This window comes from Marinifilum sp. D737 (assembly GCF_026672275.1).
Taxonomy (GTDB): domain Bacteria; phylum Bacteroidota; class Bacteroidia; order Bacteroidales; family Marinifilaceae; genus Marinifilum.
The window spans coordinates 21,308-43,192 of record NZ_JANQCD010000026.1; the positions used below are offsets into that span (position 1 = coordinate 21,308).

Below are 21,885 nucleotides of genomic sequence, written 5' to 3' on the forward strand. Positions count from 1 at the left end.
CATGTTTAGATTTAGAAAAAAATACAACGATTTTATAAGTCCTACCAAAGAACAGAAAGAGATTTCCAGTGCTTCGGTAAAGGATTTTATCGACGGTAGTATTTTGACTAAATCGGCAGTTGTTCAGCAATTGCCATTTGTGCTTTTTTTGGTTTGTCTTGGTATTTTCTATATCAGTAATCGATATAAATCAGAAAAGGTTTATAGAGATATGGTTAGCCTTGAAAAGGAATTGAAAGATTTAAGATTCGAGTCGATTACAACGGCTTCGGATTTAATGTATATGAGTAAGCAATCGGAAGTTTTAAAACGAGTTCAAAAGGAAGGTTTGGGTTTGACTGAATCAACGGAACCTCCTGTAAAAATTTACATCGATAAATAGTGCCAATAAAAAAAGATATCATATGGCGAGTTGGTTTGGTGTATGCAGTTGTAATGCTTTTTGCATTAATGATTGTAGGACGCGTTGTGACCTTACAATTGTTCGAAGGAGATTATTGGAGAGGAAAGGCTCAAAAAATCTCACAACGAGATGTGATTGTTCGTGCCAATAGAGGAGATATTTGTGCTGAAGACGGTCGTATTTTAGCCACTTCTTTGCCATATTATCAAATAAGAATGGACTTTAGAGCTTCAGGTTTAACCGATGAAGTATTTAAATCGAAAGTTGATTCCTTAGCTCTTTGTTTGTCAAGATTTTTCAATGACAAATCGAAGAATGAATATCGTAGATTCTTATGGAATTCAAAATACAAGAAAAAATCCAACCGTTATGTCCTGATTAATCGCCGTAAGGTAAATTACAATGAACTTAAGGTGATTAAAACTTTTCCATTGTTCCGATTGGGCAAAAACAAAGGAGGTTTAATTTGTGAACAAGAAAATAAACGGCAACAACCTCATAGAAACCTAGCCACAAGAACCATTGGTTACCTGAATAAAGAGGATAACAACAAGTTGATTGGTAGAGTTGGCATGGAGGGTGCATTTGAAAGTGAGCTGAAAGGAGTTGATGGTGTCAGTATCATGCAAAAAATGTCGGGAAGATGGTTGCCTGTAAATATGGTGGAACCCAAGGATGGAAATGATCTGATTACAACCATTGATGTCAATTATCAGGATGTGGCCGAGTCGGCTTTGTATCATCAGTTGGTCAAATATAATGCGCATCATGGATCAGCAATCTTAATGGAAGTGAAAACAGGAGCCATTAAAGCCATCGCCAACATTGGCTATGATGAGAAGAAAAAAGAGTATCGCGAGTTGTATAACTATGCTATTGGGGAGGCAACCGAACCTGGTTCAACCTTTAAGCTGGCATCTATGATGGCTTTGTTGGAAGATGGTTATGTTGGCCCAATGGATTCCGTTGATACTGGTAACGGAATTTACCGTTTTTACAATGCAAAAATGAGAGATTCTCATCATGGAGGATATGGAAAGATAACGGTTCAGGAAGCTTTTGAAAAATCTTCGAATGTTGGGATTTCGAGATTGGTAGATGAGCACTATAAAAATAAACCAAGAGAATTTATTAATCGATTGTACGATTTTCGTTTAAATGAACCTCTTGGATTGGAAATTAGAGGTGAAGGTACGCCAAAAATAAAATATCCTGATGATCCAACCTGGTCCGGAATTTCATTGCCATGGATGTCCATAGGATATTCAGTGCATCAAACTCCATTACAAACGCTAACTTTTTACAATGCAATTGCCAATGATGGTAAAATGATGAAACCGAAGTTTGTAAAAGAGATTAGATACCATGGTGAAGTGATCTCAAAGTTTGATGAAGAAGTTTTAAAATCAAAAATTTGTTCAGGACAAACATTGGAAACCGTTCAGAATATGCTGGAAGGTGTAGTTTTGAGAGGAACAGCCAGGAACTTGAGAAATTCAAATTATAAGATTGCTGGAAAAACTGGTACAGCGCAAATTGCAGATGGCAAAAAAGGCTATGGTCATAAGGTTTATCAGGCATCATTTGTGGGCTATTTCCCTGCTGATGATCCTATGTACTCTTGTGTAGTAGTAATTAATCGCCCAAATAAAACGAAAGGGTTTTATGGAAATCAGGTTGCTGGTCCGGTTTTTAAATCAATTGCTGATAAGGTTTATGCAATGAGCTATTCCATGCATCCGGAAAGAAAAAATGAAGAAGAGGAAGGACCTAAAGTGCCAATTTCGCTTAACGGGAGCAAAGAAGATTTAGATTTGGTTTTTGATGATTTGAATATTGATATCACAAACCCGAAAATTCAAACAGAATGGGTCGTTACATCTCGTAAGGACTCCGTGATTGAATACAAATACAGAAGAATAAAGAGCTTTTTGGTTCCGAATGTAAAAGGAATGGGAGTGCAAGATGCATTATATATATTGGAAAATGTAGGATTGAGAGTTCAAGTACGTGGAGTTGGTTCTGTTTCCAGACAATCTTTGCGTCCTGGTAGCAATTTCCGTTCGGGAGATAGAATAACTATTGATTTATCTTAAAGAATAAGATATGAGTGTGAATATTAATGAACTTTTTAGTTCGGTTAAAATAGAAAGCCTAAAGGGGATGAGTGATGTTGAGATCAACAACATTCATTTTGATTCCCGAAAGGTAGAGGAAGGAGACCTGTTTGTAGCTTGCAGGGGTACTGTGAGTGATGGGCACAAGTATATTGCATCAGTAGAAGAGAAAGGTGTAAAAGTTGTTGTTTGTGAAGAGTTGCCAGAAGTTACAAACTCTGAAATTACATATATCATTGTTGAAGATTCATTGACTGTATTGTCTGAATTGGCACACAATTACTACGGAAAACCAACACATGATATTCAACTGGTAGGTGTTACCGGTACAAATGGAAAAACAACAATTGCTACTTTATTGTATCGACTTTTCAAAAAGTTAGGGTACAAAGTGGGATTATTGTCAACGGTAAGAAATTATGTGGATGAGAAAGAAATTGCTGCTACTCATACCACTCCTGATCCATTGCAATTAAATGCATTGCTTGCAGATATGGTTGCTGAAGGGTGTGAGTTTTGCTTTATGGAAGTAAGTTCACATGCAATTGATCAAAAACGAATTGGTGCATTGCAATTTAAAGGAGGAATATTTACCAATATTACGCATGATCACTTGGATTATCACAAAACATTTGATGCGTACCTAAAAGTGAAGAAACGCTTTTTTGATGATCTAGGTAAAACATCTTTTGCCATTACCAATGCTGACGACAAGAATGGAAAATTGATGCTGCAAAATACAAAAGCACATAAGTTTTTGTATTCATCGCGTTCTTTTGCTGATTTCAGATGTAAGATTTTGGAAAAGCACTTTACCGGAATGTTGATGGAGATTGATGGTGTTGAAACCTGGACCAATTTTATTGGTGACTTTAATGCACACAATTTATTGGCCGTATATGCAGCAGCCAGATTATTAAATCAGGAGAAGGAGGAAGTACTTCGTGGAATTAGCGAACTTACTTCGGTGGACGGAAGGTTTGAGAGTATTATATCACCTGAAGGAATAATGGCTATTGTTGATTATGCCCATACTCCTGATGCTTTGAAAAATGTTTTAGAAACCATAGAGGCATTACGAACCAGAAACGAGCATGTGATAACTGTTGTTGGATGTGGTGGAGATAGAGACAAAACCAAGCGACCAACAATGGCAAAAATTAGTGCGAATTTAAGTGATAAGGTGATTTTGACTTCGGATAATCCAAGGTCGGAAGAACCGGATCAGATTATTTTGGATATGAAAGAAGGTGTTGATGCTAGTGACTTGAGAAAAGTTTTAGCAATTACCGATAGAAAAGAGGCCATTCGTACAGCTTGCATGTTGGCACAAAAAGGAGATATCATCCTGGTGGCAGGAAAAGGTCACGAGGATTACCAGGAAATAAAAGGAGTGAAACATCATTTTGATGATAAAGAAGTAATACAAGAAATTTTTAAACTGTAGGTATGTTTTATTATTTGTTCAGATATTTAAATCAGTTAGATTTTCCGGGTGCTGGAATGTTCGATTACATTTCATTTCGTGCGTCAATGGCAATTATGTTGTCCTTGTTTATATCAACGGTATTTGGGAAGAAAATCATTTTATTACTTCAAAAACAACAAATTGGTGAAATCGTTCGTGATTTGGGTTTAGCTGGTCAGCTTGAGAAAAAAGGTACGCCTACAATGGGAGGAATTATCATTATCATTTCGATTTTGATTCCTGTTCTACTTTTTGCAAAACTAGAGAATACCTATATTATTTTAATGGTGATCACAACTGTTTGGCTTGGTTTTATTGGCTTTGTTGATGATTACATCAAAGTATTCAAGAAAGACAAAGAAGGTTTAAAAGGGAGATTTAAGGTTGCAGGACAGATTGGACTTGGATTAATTGTTGGTCTTACTCTTTATTTGAGTGATGATGTTGTAGTTCGCGAAAAAGCGGATATTGACGAAATTGGAGTGCAGACAGAATTGGTGGATGAGGGTTTTACTTCGGAACAACCTGGCACAACCAGATTAACTACCGATGTTAAATCAACCAAAACAACCATTCCTTTTTTTAAAAATAATGAGTTTGATTATGAATATCTGGTAAGTTTTGCAGGAGAACATGCTCCTAAATTGGCTTGGTTGGTGTTTATAATTATCACAATATTTATTGTTACTGCCGTTTCCAATGGTGCAAATATTACCGATGGATTGGATGGTTTAGCAACTGGATCATCAGCAATTATTGGAGCTACATTGGGGATTTTAGCCTATGTGTCGGGGCACGTTGTTTATGCTGATTATTTGAATATCATGTATATTCCAAATTCTGGAGAGCTGGTAGTGTTTATTGCTGCATTTATTGGTGCAACCATTGGATTTATGTGGTACAATTCATTCCCTGCGCAAGTATTTATGGGGGATACAGGCTCATTATCATTGGGTGGAATCATTGCAGTATTTGCAATAATTATTCATAAAGAATTGCTGATTCCTATTTTATGTGGAATCTTCCTGGTAGAGAATATTTCGGTAATGATGCAGGTGTCATGGTTTAAATATACCAGGAAGAAATATGGAGAAGGTCGAAGAATATTTAGAATGGCTCCATTGCATCATCACTACCAAATGAAGGGATATCCTGAACCAAAAATTGTAACTCGTTTCTGGATTATCGGAATTTTCCTTGCGGTGATCACGATTGTAACACTTAAAATAAGATAATTTTTTAATGATTAAGGTTTAATGGTCAACTGAAAGAGAATGCCATAAAAGATAAAAGTTTTGTTTTTGCAATTCGAATAGTGAAAATGTTTAGGTATTTGATCGAAGAGAAAAAGGAATTTATACTATCGAAGCAATTTTTAAGATCAGGAACTAGCGTTGGAGCAATGATTAGAGAAGCTGAATTTGCAGAAACAAAGAAGGATTTTATCCATAAAATGGCTATCGGACAGAAAGAGATTAATGAAACAATGTATTGGTTGAAACTTTTAAAAGAAACAGATTACTTGAGTTTGGATCAATATGAAAATATAAATAAAGATGCGGTGGAGATCATTAAACTAATTACAAGTATTATTAAATCTGCTAAAGCATCATTAAACATTAAAAACTAAGCATTATACATTGAATAAGAGAATTGTCATATTAGGTGCAGGAGAAAGTGGAGTTGGAGCAGCAGTTCTTGCTCAGGCTAAAGGATTCGATGTGTTTGTATCTGATCTTGGAAAAATCAGTGATAAGTACAAAAAAGCTCTTCAAGAGTATAAAATAGATTTTGAAGAAGGAAAACATAGCGAAGATAAAATACTTTTAGCTGGTGAAGTAGTGAAAAGCCCTGGAATTCCAGACACGGCGCCTTTAATTTTAAAGCTGAAGGATAAAGGGATTCCTGTAATCTCTGAAATTGAGTTTGCAGGAAGATATAGCAATGCAAAGATGATTTGCATTACTGGTAGTAACGGCAAAACCACGACAACATTAATGCTTTATCATATGCTAAAAAAAGCAGGCTTAAATGTTGGTTTAGCTGGTAATGTCGGCGAAAGTTTAGCTTGGCAAGTTGCCGAGAAAAATTTTGATTACTATGTGCTTGAATTGAGCAGTTTTCAGCTGGATGGAATGTATCAGTTTAAAGCGGATATCGCGATCTTATTGAATATTACACCTGATCATTTAGATCGGTACGATTATAAAATGCAGAACTATGTCGATTCGAAGTTTCGCATTATACAAAATCTTACAGAAAGAGATGCTTTTGTGTATTGTTGCGATGATGAAATCATCAGCAAAGAAATGGAGAATTGGAACTCTAAAGTTCAACTATTTCCTTTTTCAGTTAAAGAAGAACTGAAAACAGGTGGATGGCTTGAGAAAGAATTGTTAACAATTGATTGTAACGAATACAAAATATCTATGGATAAAAAGGATTTATCATTACCTGGAATACACAACGTATATAACTCATTGGCATCAGGAATTGCCGGAAGTGTATTAGGCATTAGAAAAGATGCAATACGTGAGAGTCTAAGTGATTTTCAGGGTGTAAATCACCGATTGGAAAAAGTTGTGAAAGTGCGTGGTATTCAGTTTATCAATGATTCAAAAGCTACAAACATTAATTCAACCTGGTATGCTTTGGAAAGCATGGAAGAGCCTGTTGTATGGATTGTTGGCGGTGTTGACAAGGGAAATGATTACTCAGTACTTTTTGACTTGGTTGATGAGAAAGTGAAGGGAATTGTGTGCTTAGGTGTTGATAATGAAAAAATCCATAAAGCTTTTGATGGAAGAGTGAAGACCATTGTAGATGCTGATTCGATGGAAAAAGCGGTGAAATTATCCTATGAAATCGCTAGTAAGGATGAGGTAGTATTGTTATCCCCTGCATGTGCAAGTTTCGATTTGTTTAAATCGTATGAAGACCGAGGTGATCAATTTAAAGAAGAAGTAAGAAATCTGTAAAAAGAGGAATAGTTTATGCAGAACTGGCTGGCAAGAATGTGGAACTGGATTAAGAATCCTAGACTAAGAGGCGATAAAGTAATTTGGATTGTCATTTTGCTATTGTCTTTGGTTTCGTTGCTGGTGGTTTATAGCTCAACGGGAACCTTGGCTTATAAAGTTCGTGGAGGAAACACATCTTATTTCTTGATAAAGCAGTTGGTTTTATTGGGTGGATGTTTTGTCATAATGTACTTTGTACATGCCATGCCACATCGATATTATTCCAGTTTTGCAAACATCATTCTGGTAATATCGGTTGGGATGCTAATATTGGCCAAATTAATAGGAACGAATTTGAATGATGCTTCCCGATGGATAACAATTCCAGGAATTGGATTTAATTTTCAACCCTCTGAATTGGCAAAGCTGGCTTTGATATTGCATGTTTCCAGGACTTTATCGAGGTTTCAAGGAAAGCTCGGATGTAGTAAAGAAGCTTTTATTCATCTGATTATTCCAATTGGAATAGTGTGCTTTCTGATATTTTTAGATGACTTTTCTACCTCAGTATTATTAGGAGGTATCTGTTATATTTTGATGTTTATAGGTCGTGTAGCTTATAAATATTTGTTTGGTAGTATTGCTGCTGTATTGCTGGTTTTGGTGTTGTTAATTGCATTGGCTCCGGTAATTCCAAGTTTAGGGCGTGTTCAAACGGTTCGTAGTAGAATCGAGAACTTTTTCGATGAAGAACGAAGCATAAACAATAATCAAAACTACCAGGTGGAACAAGCAAAAATTGCAGTTGTTTCGGGGGGTATTTTTGGTAAAATGCCGGGCAATAGTACACAACGTAATTTTTTACCACATCCATATTCCGATTTTATTTATGCCATTATACTCGAGGAAATGGGATGGGTTGGAGGATTTGGAATTCTTGCCTTGTATCTGTTCTTACTGTATCGGGCCGGAATAATAGTTCGGAAATGTAGTAGAACATTTCCCGCATTTTTGGTCATAGGTTTAACCTTAAGTATCGTTTTTCAGGCTTTGACAAATATGGCTGTTTCGGTGAATTTAATTCCTGTAACAGGTCAGCCATTGCCTTTGGTAAGTATGGGAGGAACATCCTTGATATTTACCAGTGCCGCTTTGGGGATGATACTAAGTATTAGCAATTGGGCAAACGAAGAAGAAAAAAGATTAAATGAAGCAGAAAATTAAAATAATAGTTAGCGGCGGAGGAACCGGAGGACATATCTATCCGGCCATTTCTATTGCCAATGCCTTAAAACAAAAACATCAGGATTGTGAGATTTTGTTTGTAGGTGCCGAAGGAAAAATGGAAATGGAAAAAGTTCCTGCTGCTGGATATGATATAGTTGGATTGCCTATTCGCGGTTTGCAAAGAAGTTTATCGAAGGAGAATTTAAAGTTTTTCCCTCGCTTGTTAAAAAGTATATGGAAAGCAAAAGCAATTGTGAAGGGCTTTGAACCTGATGCTGTGGTTGGTGTTGGAGGTTATGCCAGCGGACCATTATTGCATGTAGCTGCAAGACTAGGTGTGCCTGCATTAATTCAGGAACAAAACTCCTACGCCGGGATCACCAATAAATTACTAGCTAAAAAGGCTAAGAAAATTTGTGTTGCCTACGAAGGAATGGAGCGATTCTTTCCAAAAGAGAAGATTGTGTTGACAGGGAACCCTGTTCGGAAGGATTTGATGGAAATTGAATCGAAAAGAGAGGAAGCCTTAAAGCATTTTGACTTGAATCCTGATAAAAAAACCATATTGATTGTTGGAGGTAGCCTGGGTGCAAGAACCATAAACAATAGTGTTTTAAATTCACTTGATGCCATTTCTCAATCAGGAGTTCAGGTGATTTGGCAAACAGGAAAGTTTTATATAGAAAAAGTAAAAAAAGAGCTTGAAAATTGGGATTTGCCTAATTTAAAGTTTACTGATTTTTTGAGCCGTATGGATTTGGCTTATGCTGCTGCTGATATTGTAATTTCAAGAGCAGGAGCAGGAACCATTTCTGAATTGTGCTTGGTGGAGAAAGCATGTATTTTGGTGCCTTCGCCTAATGTTTCGGAAGATCATCAAACCAAAAATGCAATGGCATTGGTAAATAAAGATGCTGCGGTGATGGTAAAGGATGCTGAAGCAGAAGTGAATTTAATTCCACAAGCTTTAGACTTAATCAATAAGGAAGAAAAATGTGCTCAGTTGGCAAAAAATTGTAAGTTGCTTGCCAAACCTGATGCAGCAGATGATATAGCAGAACACATTCTTGCAATGATATAATATGAAGTTAGAAGATTTTAAAAATATTTATTTCGTTGGTATTGGAGGAATAGGAATGAGTGCAATTGCACGTTACTTCCATTCCATTGGTAAGAATGTGTTTGGATATGACAGGACATCCACCAAACTAACAGGTGAGCTTCTGGAAGAAGGTATTAAGATTACTTTCGAAGATGATTTGGATACCATCCCAAATGAATTTCTGATTAAGGAAAATACATTGGTGGTGTTTACACCTGCTATTCCAAAAGATCATCAGCAATTGAGCTATTTTAAATTGAATAGCTATACCATTATGAAACGATCTCAGGTTTTGGGTTTGCTTTCGGATGATTTAAATGGAATTGGAATTGCAGGTACTCACGGGAAAACTACGGTTTCAACCATAACAGCTCATATTTTTTACAATTCAAAAATGGGTTGTAATGCTTTTTTGGGAGGGATCTCCAGAAACTATCAGTCTAATCTTTTATTGAGTAAAGATAGTCCATGGGTAATTCTGGAAGCCGACGAGTTTGATCGATCATTTTTGCAGTTGCATCCTAAAATTGCATTGATTACATCAATGGATGCCGACCATTTGGATATTTATGGTGATAAATCTGAACTTGAAAAGAGTTTTCAGGAATATGCTGGTCAAATAAAGCAGGATGGAATATTAGTTCATAAAAAAGGGTTACATCTCGAAAATATAAAAGTTGAAAAGTATACTTATTCTCTTGATGAAGTTGCGGACTTTTATGCTAAAAACTTTACACTTGTGGAAGGATTCTATGAGTTTGATTTGGTTCATCCGAAAGGAGTATTTGAAAAGTTAAAATTCTCTTATCCAGGGAAAATAAATGTGGAAAATGCAATAGGAGCTTGTAGTGTCGCTATTCTTGGAGGAGTGAAGGAAGAAGAAATCAGAGCTGCCTTGTCATCATTTGAAGGGGTCAGAAGAAGATTCGATTATCAAATCAGAAAAGACAATTTGGTTTTTATAGATGATTATGCGCATCATCCAAAAGAGTTGAAAGAAAGTATATCATCGGTTAGAGACATTTATCCGAATAAGAAAATTACGGGAGTTTTTCAGCCGCATTTGTATACCAGGACCAGAGATTTTGCAGATGGTTTTGCGGAAAGTTTAAGCCTGTTGGATGAAGTAATCCTGCTGGATATATATCCTGCACGTGAATTACCAATCGAAGGGGTAAGCTCTGAGATGATCATGAAAAATATTACAGTTCCTGTGTGCACTTGCTCAAAAGAAGAGTTGATTGATTTGTTGGATCAAAAAGATTTGGAAGTTCTTTTGACCTTGGGTGCCGGGGATATAGATAAATTGGTTGAACCAATCAAAAATATGTTGATAGAAAAATAAAAGCATGCTTAAGAAAATTACTGTCATATTAATTTGGATATCGTTACTTGGATATTTGCTGGTAAGCTTCTCGTTTGTAGGTGAGAAGAGAGATGCTATTATCCTAAACGATATAAAAGTTAAGGTGAAAGATAGCATCGACAGTGGTTTTGTTAGTAATAAGGATGTTGAGAAGATTGTAAAAAAACAGTATCCAGACTGGGAAGGAAACTCTGTTTATGCGATAAATAAGGAAGTTTTAGAGGACAAGATCAATCGGGTTCCATATGTGAAAAAGTCAGAAATCTATTCTTCGCTTTCAGGAAATCTGATTGTTGAGATACATCAGAGAAATCCAATTGTTCGTATTTTACAGGGAAGAGGATATTATATTGATGAGGAAGGAAAGAAAATGCCATTGTCCCCTAAATTTACATCAAGGGTTTTGGTGGTTTCGGGGGCAGTAAATGAGCAGTTGATAAAAGAAGAGCTTTTTGATTTGGTAAAATTTATTACAAATGATGAATTTTGGAAGTCGCAAATAACTCAAATACATGTTACACGCGGAAAAGAGTATGTTTTAGTACCTCGTGTAGGAGCACATAAAATTGAGTTGGGAAGCATTGAAAATTATCAGAAGAAATTCGAAAAATTGTATGCTTTGTACACCGATGGATTTACAAAAACCGGGTGGAACAGATACAAAAAAATCAACCTGAAATACGAAAATCAGGTGGTTTGTACAAAAAAGAACTAGAATGGTTGGGACGAATAATATAATAGCCGCAATTGATATAGGAACAACAAAAATTGTTGCCATACTTGGTGAGATTTCCAATGATGGAAAGCTTAATATTTTGGGTATGGAGCGTACTGTTTCTAAAGGTGTAAAGCGTGGAGTAATTCATGATATTGAACTTACTATCGAGGCTATTAATGAAGCTGTGGCTCGTTTGAAAGAGAAAACCAATAAGGAATTTTCTACAGTTTATGTGGGAATTGCCGGACAGCATATTCGTATAGTTAAAGAGAGAAAGTTTAAGTATATAGAAAATTCAGTTGAAGAAATTACAAAGGAAGATATTGAGCAGATTACCAATGAAAATTACAAGCATCCTGTTGAAATTGGTGAGCAAATCTTACATGTAATTCCTCAGGAATTTGTTGTTGATAAAGAGCTTGGAATAAAGAACCCTCTTGGAATGGCAGGACGTAGGTTAGATGGTCATTTCAATATTATCATTGGTAGAACCGCTTCAGCTAGAAATATCGAAAAATGTGTTCGTGAAGTTGGCCTGGATGTAGAAGAATTGGTTCTAGAACCCTTGGCATCATCCCTGGCGGTTTTAACTAAGGAAGAGAAAGAGGCAGGAGTTGTGCTTGTTGATATAGGCGGTGGAACCACAGATGTTACCGTTTATTTTGATGGCGTTTTAAAACATACTTCGGTTATTCCTTTTGGTGGTGACCATGTAACCAAAGATATCAAAGAAGCATGTTCGGTATTTTCACGTCAGGCCGAGGCATTGAAAGTGCAATTTGGTGAAGCTGTTGCTGATATGACTTCGGATGATAAAGTAGTTACTATTCCGGCAACCGGAGGATGGGATGAGAAGGACATTTCTTTTAAATTTCTTGCTCAAATTATCCAGTGTAGAATGGAGGAAATCATCGATTCTGTAAAATTCCAGGTTGAATCAACAGGTTTGAAAGATAAAATTGGAGCTGGAATTGTGTTAACTGGAGGGGGAGGTTTACTTACCAATCTGGATATTTTAACACAGCAAAGAACGAATTTGGATGTAAGAATTGGTTTCCCTAGAAACTCAAAAGTCAATTTGGAAGAAAATATTGATCATCCAATGTACTCAACCTCTATTGGTCTTTTATTAAAAGGCATGGAAAAACCCAAAACAAAGCCTGTAGAAAAGACCAATTTAAATGGAAATAAACCAAAAAAGAAAAAAGGATTTACAGCATTCCTTGGATCTTTATTTGATACCCAAGATGTGGATATGTAAAAAAAGATATTGTAACCCTAATACTGTGAGATCATGATTGACGAATTATTACCGGTTAATTTTGAACCAAAAGAAAAATCCATAATAAAAGTAATTGGTGTGGGTGGCGGAGGAGGAAACGCTGTCAACCACATGTTAAAAGAAGGAATTACGGGGGTTGATTTTGTAATTTGTAATACTGATTCACAAGCACTCGAAAATAGTCCTGTACCCATTAAAGTTCAGTTGGGAAAATCGCTAACCGAAGGAAGAGGAGCAGGAAATAAGCCTGAACGAGGAAGAGAATCTGCAATCGAAAGTTTAGACGATATCAATAAGGTTTTGAGTGAAAAAACCAAAATGGTTTTCGTAACTGCTGGAATGGGTGGAGGAACCGGAACTGGTGCTGCACCTATTATTGCAGAAGCGGCTCGACAGCAAGATGTGCTTACGGTTGGGATTGTTACAATACCTTTTAGATTTGAAGGGAAGAAAAGAATTCAACAGGCTATGGAAGGAATTGAAAATCTTGAAAAGCATGTTGATGCATTGTTGATTATCAACAATGAAAAGTTGAGGTTAATGTATGGAGATTTAAAGCTTTCCGATGCCTTTGCCGAAGCTGATAGTGTTCTGTCGGTAGCCGCAAAAAGTATTGCTGAAATCATAACCGTTGCCGGATATGTAAATGTCGATTTTGCAGATGTTGAAACCGTAATGAGAAATAGTGGTGTGGCTGTTATGGGATCAGCTACTGCTTCAGGTCCGGATAGATCAATTCGAGCCATTGAAGAAGCTTTAACATCACCTCTTTTAAATAGTAATAATATTGTTGGTGCTCGAAATATTCTTTTGAATATCATTTCGGGTGATGAGGAAGTTACCATGCAAGAGGTGAGTCAGATTACCGATTACGTGCAGGATGTTGTTGGAGATGATGTGAGTGTGATTTGGGGAAACGGTTATAATGAGAAGATGGGTGACGAGTTAAGTGTTACCATTATTGCAACTGGATTTTCTGAAAATCCTATTCCTGAATTAATGATTGAACCTCGGAAAAGAGATGAGGATGCTCCAAAATTGGAACTAATCATTGAAAATCCGGCTGCAGAAGAGGAGAAAGCTGCAGCAAAAAGAAGAGAAGAAATTCAGCGTCGCGAAGAATTAATGCGTAAACGCTCCGAGGAAGAAAAAGAGGAAAATTTCGAAGTAAAAAGCAATAATACCAAGCCAGAATCCAAACCAAATCCTCAGGTCGAAAATAAGCAAGAGGATGATCATGAGGATGACTTCAAAGAAGGACAGGAAAGTTTAAATGGTTGGTTTAAGAAAAGTTTCTCAAATATATTTGATAACAAAGACACTCCTATGTAAGATCAATGATTTGATTTAGTGATTATAAATTAGGAGAGATTAGAAGTATAAAAAATGGCAGAAGATTTAATTGATTTTAGCTTACCCGAGAATGAATCATCAATTATAAAGGTAATTGGTGTTGGTGGCGGTGGTGGTAATGCTGTAAATTACATGTTTCAGCAAGGCATTAAGGATGTAGATTTCGTGATTTGCAATACCGATGCACAAGCTTTGGAGAATAGCGAAATACCTGTTAAAATACAATTGGGAGAATCGTTAACCGAAGGAAGAGGAGCTGGAAATAAACCTGAACGTGGTGCACAATCGGCTATTGAAAATATTGATGATGTTAATGAAGTTTTAGCCGATAATACCAAAATGGTTTTCATTACCGCCGGAATGGGGGGTGGTACCGGTACTGGTGCTGCACCTGTAATTGCTAAAGCTGCAAAAGAACAAGGAATATTAACTGTAGGAATTGTTACCATTCCTTTCCGTTTTGAAGGCCGCCAAAGGTTAAATCAAGCAATTGAGGGGATCAATAAATTAAAAGAGAATGTAGACTCATTATTGGTGATTAATAATGAGAAACTAAGCGAAATATACGGAGATTTAAAGCTCTCTACGGCTTTTGCCAAGGCAGATGACGTATTGGCTACAGCAGCCAAGGGGATTGCCGAAATTATTACCTTGCACGGATACATTAACGTGGATTTCGAAGATGTGAAAACCGTAATGACCGATAGTGGTGTCGCGGTAATGGGATCAGCTTCGGCAGAAGGTGAAGATCGATCGGTAAATGCCATTCGTGAAGCTCTGACTTCTCCATTGTTGAATAGCAATGATGTTCGTGGAGCAAGAAATATTCTTTTAAATATCAGCTCGGGAGAAGAGGAAGTTACCATGGATGAGGTTGGTCAAATTACTGACTACGTTCAGGAAGCCGTTGGTGACAGTGCATCTATTATTTGGGGAACAGGTCAGGATTTGGCTTTAGGAAATAGAGTGTCCGTTACCATTATTGCAACAGGATTCGAAAATGGAGGAATAACTGAAGAAGTGGAGAAGCCCAAAACCACTGCATTTAGAGGTGGAAGAGGTATGGCTCAACAAACCAAAATGGCTTTGGAAGAGGAACCAAAGGTTGAAGAGAAAAAAGTGGTTCTTACCGATTTAAAGGATGCCGAAATTGATGAATTTGAAAGTATTCCAGCCTACAAAAGAAAACAACAGAAACTGGATCAAAAGCGTTATCATTCAGGAAATGTGATTAAATTTACACTGGACGACGAATAATTTGCCAGATAAGAGAATAAAAAAGCTGTTTGCTGACAGCTGAAAGCATTAAAATATACAATATGAGCTTACTTGAACAAATTAATGCAGATATGAAATCTGCAATGAAAGCAAAAGAAAAAGATAAGTTACAGGCAATAAGATCTGCAAAAACTGCTCTTACACTTGAAATGACTAAAACAGGAGCTTCGGAAATTGAAGATGCGGCAGCAGTTAAGATCATTCAGAAATTGGTGAAGCAACGTAAAGATGCGGCTGATACCTATAAGGGTGGTGGAAGAGAAGATTTGGCTGAAAAGGAATTGCTTGAAATGAGTTTCCTTGAAGTTTATTTACCAGCTCAAATGAGCGATGAGGAATTGACTGTAGCGGTTCAAAAAATTATTGCTGATACAGGAGCTTCATCAATGAAAGAAATGGGAAAAGTAATGGGAATGGCTACAAAACAATTGGCAGGTAAAGCTGATGGAAAAGCCGTTGCTGATAAGGTAAAAGCTTTACTTTCCTAAATTCTTTTATTACACGATATTGAAAAGAGTTGTCATTTGTTGACAGCTCTTTTTTTTTGTTCTTCCACTTGGTATTCTCTCTTTAAGTGAGATTGCGAATAATCCCATTTAAATTTTATAGTGAACTTTCGGCAAACTCAGCTTAATACAATCTATTACCCAAAGGTGTATTTTTCTTCCTGCAAGCTGCAGCAAAGAAAATACAGTGTGTAGAAATCGTCCTGCAGTCTGCAGCAAGAAAAATACACCATGTAGCTACATCAACAATTTTGTGCAAAAAAAAAGCGAGATGAATGAATCACCTCGCTTTCTTTATGCATTTACTATTGTCTAGTAAAACTTATATCTTTTATCAACAACATTAGCATTTTCTCTTAATGCCTGGAATGCTTGATAGTTTGTACGATATTGGTATCCTTGTTCTAATCTTGCTTTGAAAGCTTCAACTGTATCATCAGTAACTTCATCAGTTGCTTCGTTGGTAACTAATACCATGTAAACACCTTGGTTACCTTCAATTGGAGCAGAAATTTTTCCTTTTTCAAGAAGAGAAGCAGTACTGATTACATTAGGCTCAATACCTGCACCAGGAATCTGGAATGAAGAGAAGCTAACACCAGTTGCATTCTTTACTTCAAGATTTGCTTTTTGTGCTACAGATAGAAGCGATTGAGCTCCCTGGCTGTTTTTCTTGAACTCAGCAATCATTTGCTCAGCTTTCTTTTCTTTTCTAACCTCACGTCTGATAGTAGAAGCTACATCATTGATGTTTGCGAAACCTTCTTCTTTGATGTCAGAAAGAACTGCAACAACAAATTTATCACCAAATTCAAATACTGCTGACTGGTCGTTGTTCATCAAAACATTTTCCATGTCTTCAGTTTGGTATGCTGATCTAACCAATTCTCTTGAGTTTTCAAGACCTGGAATGTTCTTGGTATCTCTTCTTAGGTTAGCAGTTCTTCTTTGTAAGTTTTGCTCCGATACAGCTTTTAAGAAAGACTCTTTGCTAAGGTTGTTACCAGCAAATGTACGTGCTTTTGCATAAGCTGTCTGAATCGTTTTATTGCTTGCTTCAACTTTACGATCAACAATTGCCAACTGTACTTTCTTAACAGATTTTCCTTTGTTGGTTACTTGTAAAACGTGAGCTCCAAATTGAGTTAAAACAACTTTGATTTCGTTTCTTTTTGAATCGAAAGCTGCTTCGCTAAATGGAAGAACCATTTGTCCTTGTTTAAACCATCCAAGATCACCACCATTAATTGCAGATCCTTGATCATCAGAATTAGCTTTTGCTAAATCATCGAAACGAGCACCTTTTTTAAGTAATGTTTTTAAGCTATCTGCCTTAGCTTGTGCAGTAGCATAATCACCGTTTACCGGACGAATTAAGATATGACGTGCTTTAACAGAATCAGGAAGCATTTTAACTTCGTTGATTTTAGCTAATTTGTACGAATCACCTTCTGAGTATACATTACTAACATCACCTTTTTGGCCTGAGAATGCAAATTCTGCTAAATCAGCATTTGTAATGTCTTCTTTTTTCAAATAAAGAGGATTGAAATCTGTATCAGCATTTAATTCTACAAATTGAGCGTTGTTGGTTTCAGCAGCAAAATCTGCTTTTAAATCAGCAATCGAATTTTCAGTAGCTTTATAATCATCAGTCGAAGGCTCAATCAAGAATGGAACGTAATCAATTCTTCTCGACTCAGTTTGTTCGAATAAATCTTTGTGTTCGTTGTAATACTCTTTAATTTCAGAATCGCTTACAGTAATTGTACTATCTGGAATCAAGTTGTAATTTTTAACGATATAATTGATATCTACTTTTTTGCTTCCTTTGGTAGCTAGATCTTTAACCATTGCATTAGGCATGTACAAACCTTTTTGAATTAAAGCATTGTACTTGGTTAAAGTTCTTTGAGTAGTCATTGCATTTTCGATGTTCAACCAATAGTTTTTTTGTGGAGTTCCCTTAGGAGCGTTAATTAACTGTTGAAGAGTTGCAACTACTTGTTCTTTGTTAAAAGTTCCGTCTTGACCTTGGAACATTTGACGAATTGTAGGATCGATATTTCTACCTTGAACCATGTCGAATAATTCATCAGAAGTTACTGAAATTCCTAATTCATCATATTCAACATTCATTACCATTTCTTGAACCATTTGCTGCCAAGTCTGTTCTCTTAATCTATCCATTTGTTCTGATGGAATTGAAGATTGACCAGACATCATTTTTGCTACTTCAATATTATGGTTGAATCGATTCTGAAAGTCTCGAATATTTACTGATTCACCTGCAATTTCTGCCATTTCATTTCGTGAATTCGTCAATAAGGAACCACCCGATTTTAGAGCGTCACCAGCAATAAATGCAAACAAAGCTCCCCCAATGATGATCCCAATAAACACACCACGGTTTCTTATTTTCTGTAATGTTGCCATCGAAAAAGATTTAAATATTTCTTAATTAGGCTACGAATATACAAAAAAATGGGAAATGATTGCTTTTTATAGCTATCAGTTTGGTGTCTTTTATAGTAAAGTAAAATTTACTTGATGAATGTTTTAAAAATGATGCTCAGATGAGACTTTTTCTCACCAATATCAATGGGGGGTGATGAAATTGTATTTTGGTAGGATTTTGAGTCTAATGTTCAGTGGATGAGAAACAAAAAGACTAAGTAATAATGGTTAGTTTAATCTTCTCGACCCTTGTATTACTTACTTCTACAATCTTAAAATTAAAGTTCTCGATTCTGATGGTTTCGTTGTATTTAGGGATACTTTCGTGATTAAATAGAATGAATCCATTCAAGGTTTCGAAGTCTTCCGATTCAGGAAGGTTCAAATTATATTTGTCATTCAGGTAATCAATCTCTAATCGACCGGAGAATATAAATTCATTATCAGATAGAACTTCTTCTTCCAAATCGATATTATCATGTTCATCTTCAATTTCACCAAATATCTCTTCCATGATATCCTCAATGGTAACCATACCTGCGGTACCACCGAATTCATCAACAACTACAGCAATGCTTTTTTGCTCCTTGGTAAATAGGTTTAGCAACTTATGTGCTGCCATGGTTTCCGGCACAAAAATAATTCGACTTAAAGCAGATTTAATACTTTGTGGCTTTTTGAAAATTACCGATGAATGAACATATCCAATAATGTTATCTATGGACTCTTTGTAGATTAAAATTCTTGAGTAGCCAGTTTCAATGAATCTTTGAGTTAAATCTTCAAGTTCACCATTTAATTCCATGGCTTCTATTTCATTCCTTGGAACGATACATTCGCGAAGTTTAACTTTGGAAAAATCCAATGCATTTCTAAAAATCTTGATATCATGCAATTCATCTTCAGCAATGGCTTGAGTATCCTGCCCCTCTTGTACCAAATGGTCAAGGTCAACTTTACCAAAAGCCTGCGTTTCCTCGTCTTCCGTAATTTTAGTGTTGAATAGTTTGTGAATAATGTTCTTCGATAGCATCATGGTTATTATTGTAACCGGATAAAAAACGATATAAAAGAACATTACTGGCAGGGCAAAAAGGTTCAATGCAAAATTAGGGTTCAGCCTAAATAATGTTTTTGGAATAAACTCGGCCGTAACCAGAATAAGAATTGTAGAAATAATCGTTTGTACGGTTAAAACCAATGATTCTGTATCAACCCAAAGTTCGATTGATGGTTTAAGTATTTTGGCCATATAAAGACCATAAACCACAAGAGCAATATTGTTACCAACCAACATTGTGCTGATATAGTGTCCTGGAAATCGGGAAAAGATGGATATAATTCTGGACGAAACCGTGTTTTTATTTCGATCCAATTCCATGCGCAATTTGTTGGCAGCAATAAAAGCAATTTCCATTCCTGAAAAAAAGGCTGAAAGCGCAAGCATGGCAAAAATGATGATCAGATCATTCATTTACTTTGGGGATTGGTTTTTCTCTCGGGTTCGTCTAAGGTATCTACGCGATGTATACATTAGTGCTGCAAGAATAGCAATAATGTACAATAAAATATTTTCGGAAAAATTGGTTTGCATGGTTCTGTATACCGCAAGACTAGCACTGCCAATCATTACAATCAACCAAACGATTTCTAATACAAATGGTAATTTTTGATTCACTTTAATCAGGTTTTGTTGTATGCAAGATAATAAGCTTTATTGATTATTGCTCATTTTTATCCTCAAAATATACTTTTCCTGAGCCTTGTTTCAGTCTTAAATCATTCATGTCTTCATCAATTGAAAAGCTAGAGCCTTCCAATACTTGACCATCAGCTGTGATAATTCTGGTGTACTGATTTGAATAAATTAACTGTTTGGTGTGATCCCAAAACATCAGTTCAGAACTAATTGTCTTGCCATCCGCACTTTTGGCAACCACATTATTTCTTAGTTCCCAAAGTTCCTCTTTAGGATAATGTTTTGCATAGTTGGCTTTAATTTCCCAGGCTATACTTTCATCTTTATCATACGAAATGATCTTGCCACCTTTGGGGAATTCTTGAAGCATTCCGCTTTCTTCCGAATCCGTTTCAATAAATTCTACGGCAAAAGCTCGATATTGAATTTTAGTTGAATCGGTGAATATAAATTCAACTTCTTTACCTTGTTGCAAAGGAAGATTCTCGTTGGTTGTAAGACTCTGCACCTCTTTCATGCTGTTCTCACAAGACAAAAGCATCGCAATCCCCGAAAGGATTACAATGCTTTTGATAATATTGTATTTATTTTTTGGCGTACTATTCATTTAGTCTAGCCTTTGTAGTTTCGTTAACCCAACCACCTACAGTGATTACATCTCCATCCTTAATACCTTCGAAGAAAGCATTTTCTTTATTTGGGAAATGCTTAGAATAAGTAGCGATTTGCTTTCTAGCTTCTTCTCCACACTCTGGATCAACAGCTTTAGCTTTTTTAAATTTATCAACAGCTAACCAATACAAATATTTTTTCTCGATTGGCTTAGAACCGTATTTTGGCGCATATGCAGCATAAGCTTTACCAATTAGAATGTATGGCTCACCCCATCCTGATCTAAATTTAGCAGCTTTTAAAGCATTGGTTCTACAAGCACTAAGTTTACTCTGACTTAGTTGAATGTATGCTAATTTGTAATGTAAGTCAGCCTTGATGTCAGCATCTTCTTCCAATTCAATTGCTTGCTCCAGGTATCCAATACTTTTACCAAATTCTTTTTTCTTGATAAACATTTTAGCCAAGTTGTGAGCTGCATCAGCATTTGGTTCTAACTCATATTTTCTTTCAGCAACCATTGCGTATAAAGCACCATCTTCACATTCCTGACGATTCAACATACGAAGGATTTTGTTGATCAAAACCATATCGTCTTTGTTTGCTTCGAATTTAGGAGTAAAGATATTGCTTAATGTTTCGCAGTCAGCAACACCAGCTTTGAAGAAAATTTGCTCAACATTTTTACGAGCATTATCAAGGTTTTCTTTTTTCTTTTCATTGGTTTCAGCATCAATTTGCTTTTTAGCCATATCCATGAAAAGAAGGTAGTTGTCGATTACTTCTTCAGCTTCGATTTCTCCAGCTTTAACCAAAATACCTGAAGCTTCCATTGTGTAATTAATTACAGTAGCTTCTGATTTTAATTGTTGCATTTCGATAGATTTCTTCAAAATGCTGTAAGCTTCTTTAACCGATGGGATATGTTTTTTCTTATACTTGAATAAATCACCACCTTTACGGCCTAAAATCCATCCTTCAGGATATTTGCGGTCTTTTCCGAAATATTTGATACGCTGATCGTAAACCATCATTAAAGTATCAATATACTTTGGGTTTTTGGTTTTACGTAGCATACCACGCATAATTGTTACACCTTTGATATAAGTTGTTTTTTGGAAAGCTGGAGCATTATTGTAAACGTATCTCCATCCTTGAAGAGCCTCTTCATAATCTTTTTGCTTCACCATCTCAACATACAGAGAGGCGTTCAATACAGTCTGAGCACTATCCAATCCATATTTTGATTCCAAAGTCTGTGCCTTAAGGGTAAACATACTTGAAAGCAAAAGAACCACAGTTGCGATTGTAAATCTTGTTTTCATGTTATTAAATTT

General features: G+C 36.1%; 19 protein-coding genes. 14 read left to right on the forward strand and 5 right to left on the reverse strand.

Going from position 1 to position 21,885, the window contains the following annotated elements; translation table 11 throughout:
- Window position 1 precedes the first annotated feature (1 nt).
- The 14 genes from NQ163_RS14890 to NQ163_RS14955 all read left to right on the forward strand — a co-directional run bounded on the left by NQ163_RS14890 (window position 2) and on the right by NQ163_RS14955 (window position 15,762).
- Window positions 2-382, forward strand: coding sequence for an FtsL-like putative cell division protein (locus tag NQ163_RS14890; RefSeq protein ID WP_268191112.1), 381 nt, complete (start codon window positions 2-4; stop codon window positions 380-382).
- Window positions 382-2,499, forward strand: coding sequence for a penicillin-binding protein (locus NQ163_RS14895; RefSeq protein WP_268191113.1), 2,118 nt, complete (start codon window positions 382-384; stop codon window positions 2,497-2,499). The genes NQ163_RS14890 and NQ163_RS14895 overlap by 1 nt, the downstream gene beginning before the upstream one ends.
- Window positions 2,500-2,509: 10 nt before the next feature.
- A complete protein-coding gene (locus NQ163_RS14900; RefSeq protein ID WP_268191115.1) occupies window positions 2,510-3,967 on the forward strand; it encodes a UDP-N-acetylmuramoyl-L-alanyl-D-glutamate--2,6-diaminopimelate ligase in 1,458 nt (485 codons plus the stop codon).
- 2 nt (window positions 3,968-3,969) lie between these two features.
- Window positions 3,970-5,223: a phospho-N-acetylmuramoyl-pentapeptide-transferase gene (gene mraY, locus NQ163_RS14905; protein WP_268191117.1), complete on the forward strand. Its 1,254-nt coding sequence runs from the start codon at window positions 3,970-3,972 to the stop codon at window positions 5,221-5,223.
- A gap of 44 nt (window positions 5,224-5,267) precedes the next feature.
- Window positions 5,268-5,618: a four helix bundle protein gene (locus NQ163_RS14910; protein ID WP_268191153.1), complete on the forward strand. Its 351-nt coding sequence runs from the start codon at window positions 5,268-5,270 to the stop codon at window positions 5,616-5,618.
- Window positions 5,619-5,628: 10 nt separating this feature from the next.
- Complete coding sequence (murD, locus tag NQ163_RS14915) at window positions 5,629-6,966, forward strand: UDP-N-acetylmuramoyl-L-alanine--D-glutamate ligase (RefSeq protein WP_268191118.1); 1,338 nt, start codon at window positions 5,629-5,631, stop codon at window positions 6,964-6,966.
- A 15-nt stretch (window positions 6,967-6,981) separates the two neighbouring features.
- Entirely contained in the window at window positions 6,982-8,172 is a 1,191-nt protein-coding gene (locus tag NQ163_RS14920) for an FtsW/RodA/SpoVE family cell cycle protein (protein ID WP_268191119.1), read from the forward strand.
- Window positions 8,156-9,256: an undecaprenyldiphospho-muramoylpentapeptide beta-N-acetylglucosaminyltransferase gene (murG, locus tag NQ163_RS14925; protein ID WP_268191120.1), complete on the forward strand. Its 1,101-nt coding sequence runs from the start codon at window positions 8,156-8,158 to the stop codon at window positions 9,254-9,256. Before NQ163_RS14920 ends, murG begins: the two co-directional genes overlap by 17 nt.
- A 1-nt stretch (window position 9,257) precedes the next feature.
- Window positions 9,258-10,622 (forward strand): UDP-N-acetylmuramate--L-alanine ligase, encoded by a 1,365-nt coding sequence (gene murC, locus NQ163_RS14930; RefSeq protein ID WP_268191121.1) that lies wholly within the window; start codon window positions 9,258-9,260, stop codon window positions 10,620-10,622.
- A 4-nt stretch (window positions 10,623-10,626) separates the two neighbouring features.
- Window positions 10,627-11,358: a cell division protein FtsQ/DivIB gene (locus tag NQ163_RS14935; RefSeq protein ID WP_268191122.1), complete on the forward strand. Its 732-nt coding sequence runs from the start codon at window positions 10,627-10,629 to the stop codon at window positions 11,356-11,358.
- Between the two features lies 1 nt (window position 11,359).
- On the forward strand, window positions 11,360-12,622 hold the full coding sequence (gene ftsA / locus NQ163_RS14940) for a cell division protein FtsA (RefSeq protein WP_268191123.1): 1,263 nt from the start codon (window positions 11,360-11,362) through the stop codon (window positions 12,620-12,622).
- 33 nt (window positions 12,623-12,655) lie between these two features.
- On the forward strand, window positions 12,656-13,975 hold the full coding sequence (ftsZ, locus tag NQ163_RS14945) for a cell division protein FtsZ (RefSeq protein WP_268191124.1): 1,320 nt from the start codon (window positions 12,656-12,658) through the stop codon (window positions 13,973-13,975).
- A gap of 54 nt (window positions 13,976-14,029) precedes the next feature.
- Window positions 14,030-15,253 carry a cell division protein FtsZ gene (ftsZ, locus tag NQ163_RS14950; protein WP_268191125.1) on the forward strand — a complete coding sequence of 408 codons (1,224 nt, stop codon included), beginning with the start codon at window positions 14,030-14,032 and terminating at the stop codon, window positions 15,251-15,253.
- Between the two features lie 62 nt (window positions 15,254-15,315).
- Window positions 15,316-15,762: a GatB/YqeY domain-containing protein gene (locus tag NQ163_RS14955; RefSeq protein WP_268191126.1), complete on the forward strand. Its 447-nt coding sequence runs from the start codon at window positions 15,316-15,318 to the stop codon at window positions 15,760-15,762.
- A gap of 330 nt (window positions 15,763-16,092) precedes the next feature.
- Here NQ163_RS14955 and NQ163_RS14960 read toward each other — a convergent pair whose 3' ends face one another.
- From NQ163_RS14960 to NQ163_RS14980, 5 genes are all read right to left on the reverse strand, one after another.
- Window positions 16,093-18,216 (reverse strand): peptidylprolyl isomerase, encoded by a 2,124-nt coding sequence (locus NQ163_RS14960; protein WP_268191127.1) that lies wholly within the window; start codon window positions 18,214-18,216, stop codon window positions 16,093-16,095.
- Window positions 18,217-18,451: 235 nt separating this feature from the next.
- Window positions 18,452-19,711, reverse strand: coding sequence for a hemolysin family protein (locus NQ163_RS14965; protein ID WP_268191128.1), 1,260 nt, complete (start codon window positions 19,709-19,711; stop codon window positions 18,452-18,454).
- Entirely contained in the window at window positions 19,712-19,915 is a 204-nt protein-coding gene (locus NQ163_RS14970; RefSeq protein WP_268191129.1) for a hypothetical protein, read from the reverse strand.
- Window positions 19,916-19,958: 43 nt separating this feature from the next.
- Entirely contained in the window at window positions 19,959-20,543 is a 585-nt protein-coding gene (gene lptC / locus NQ163_RS14975; protein ID WP_268191130.1) for an LPS export ABC transporter periplasmic protein LptC, read from the reverse strand.
- Complete coding sequence (locus NQ163_RS14980) at window positions 20,536-21,873, reverse strand: tetratricopeptide repeat protein (RefSeq protein WP_268191131.1); 1,338 nt, start codon at window positions 21,871-21,873, stop codon at window positions 20,536-20,538. The genes lptC and NQ163_RS14980 overlap by 8 nt, the downstream gene beginning before the upstream one ends.
- Window positions 21,874-21,885: the final 12 nt, after the last annotated feature.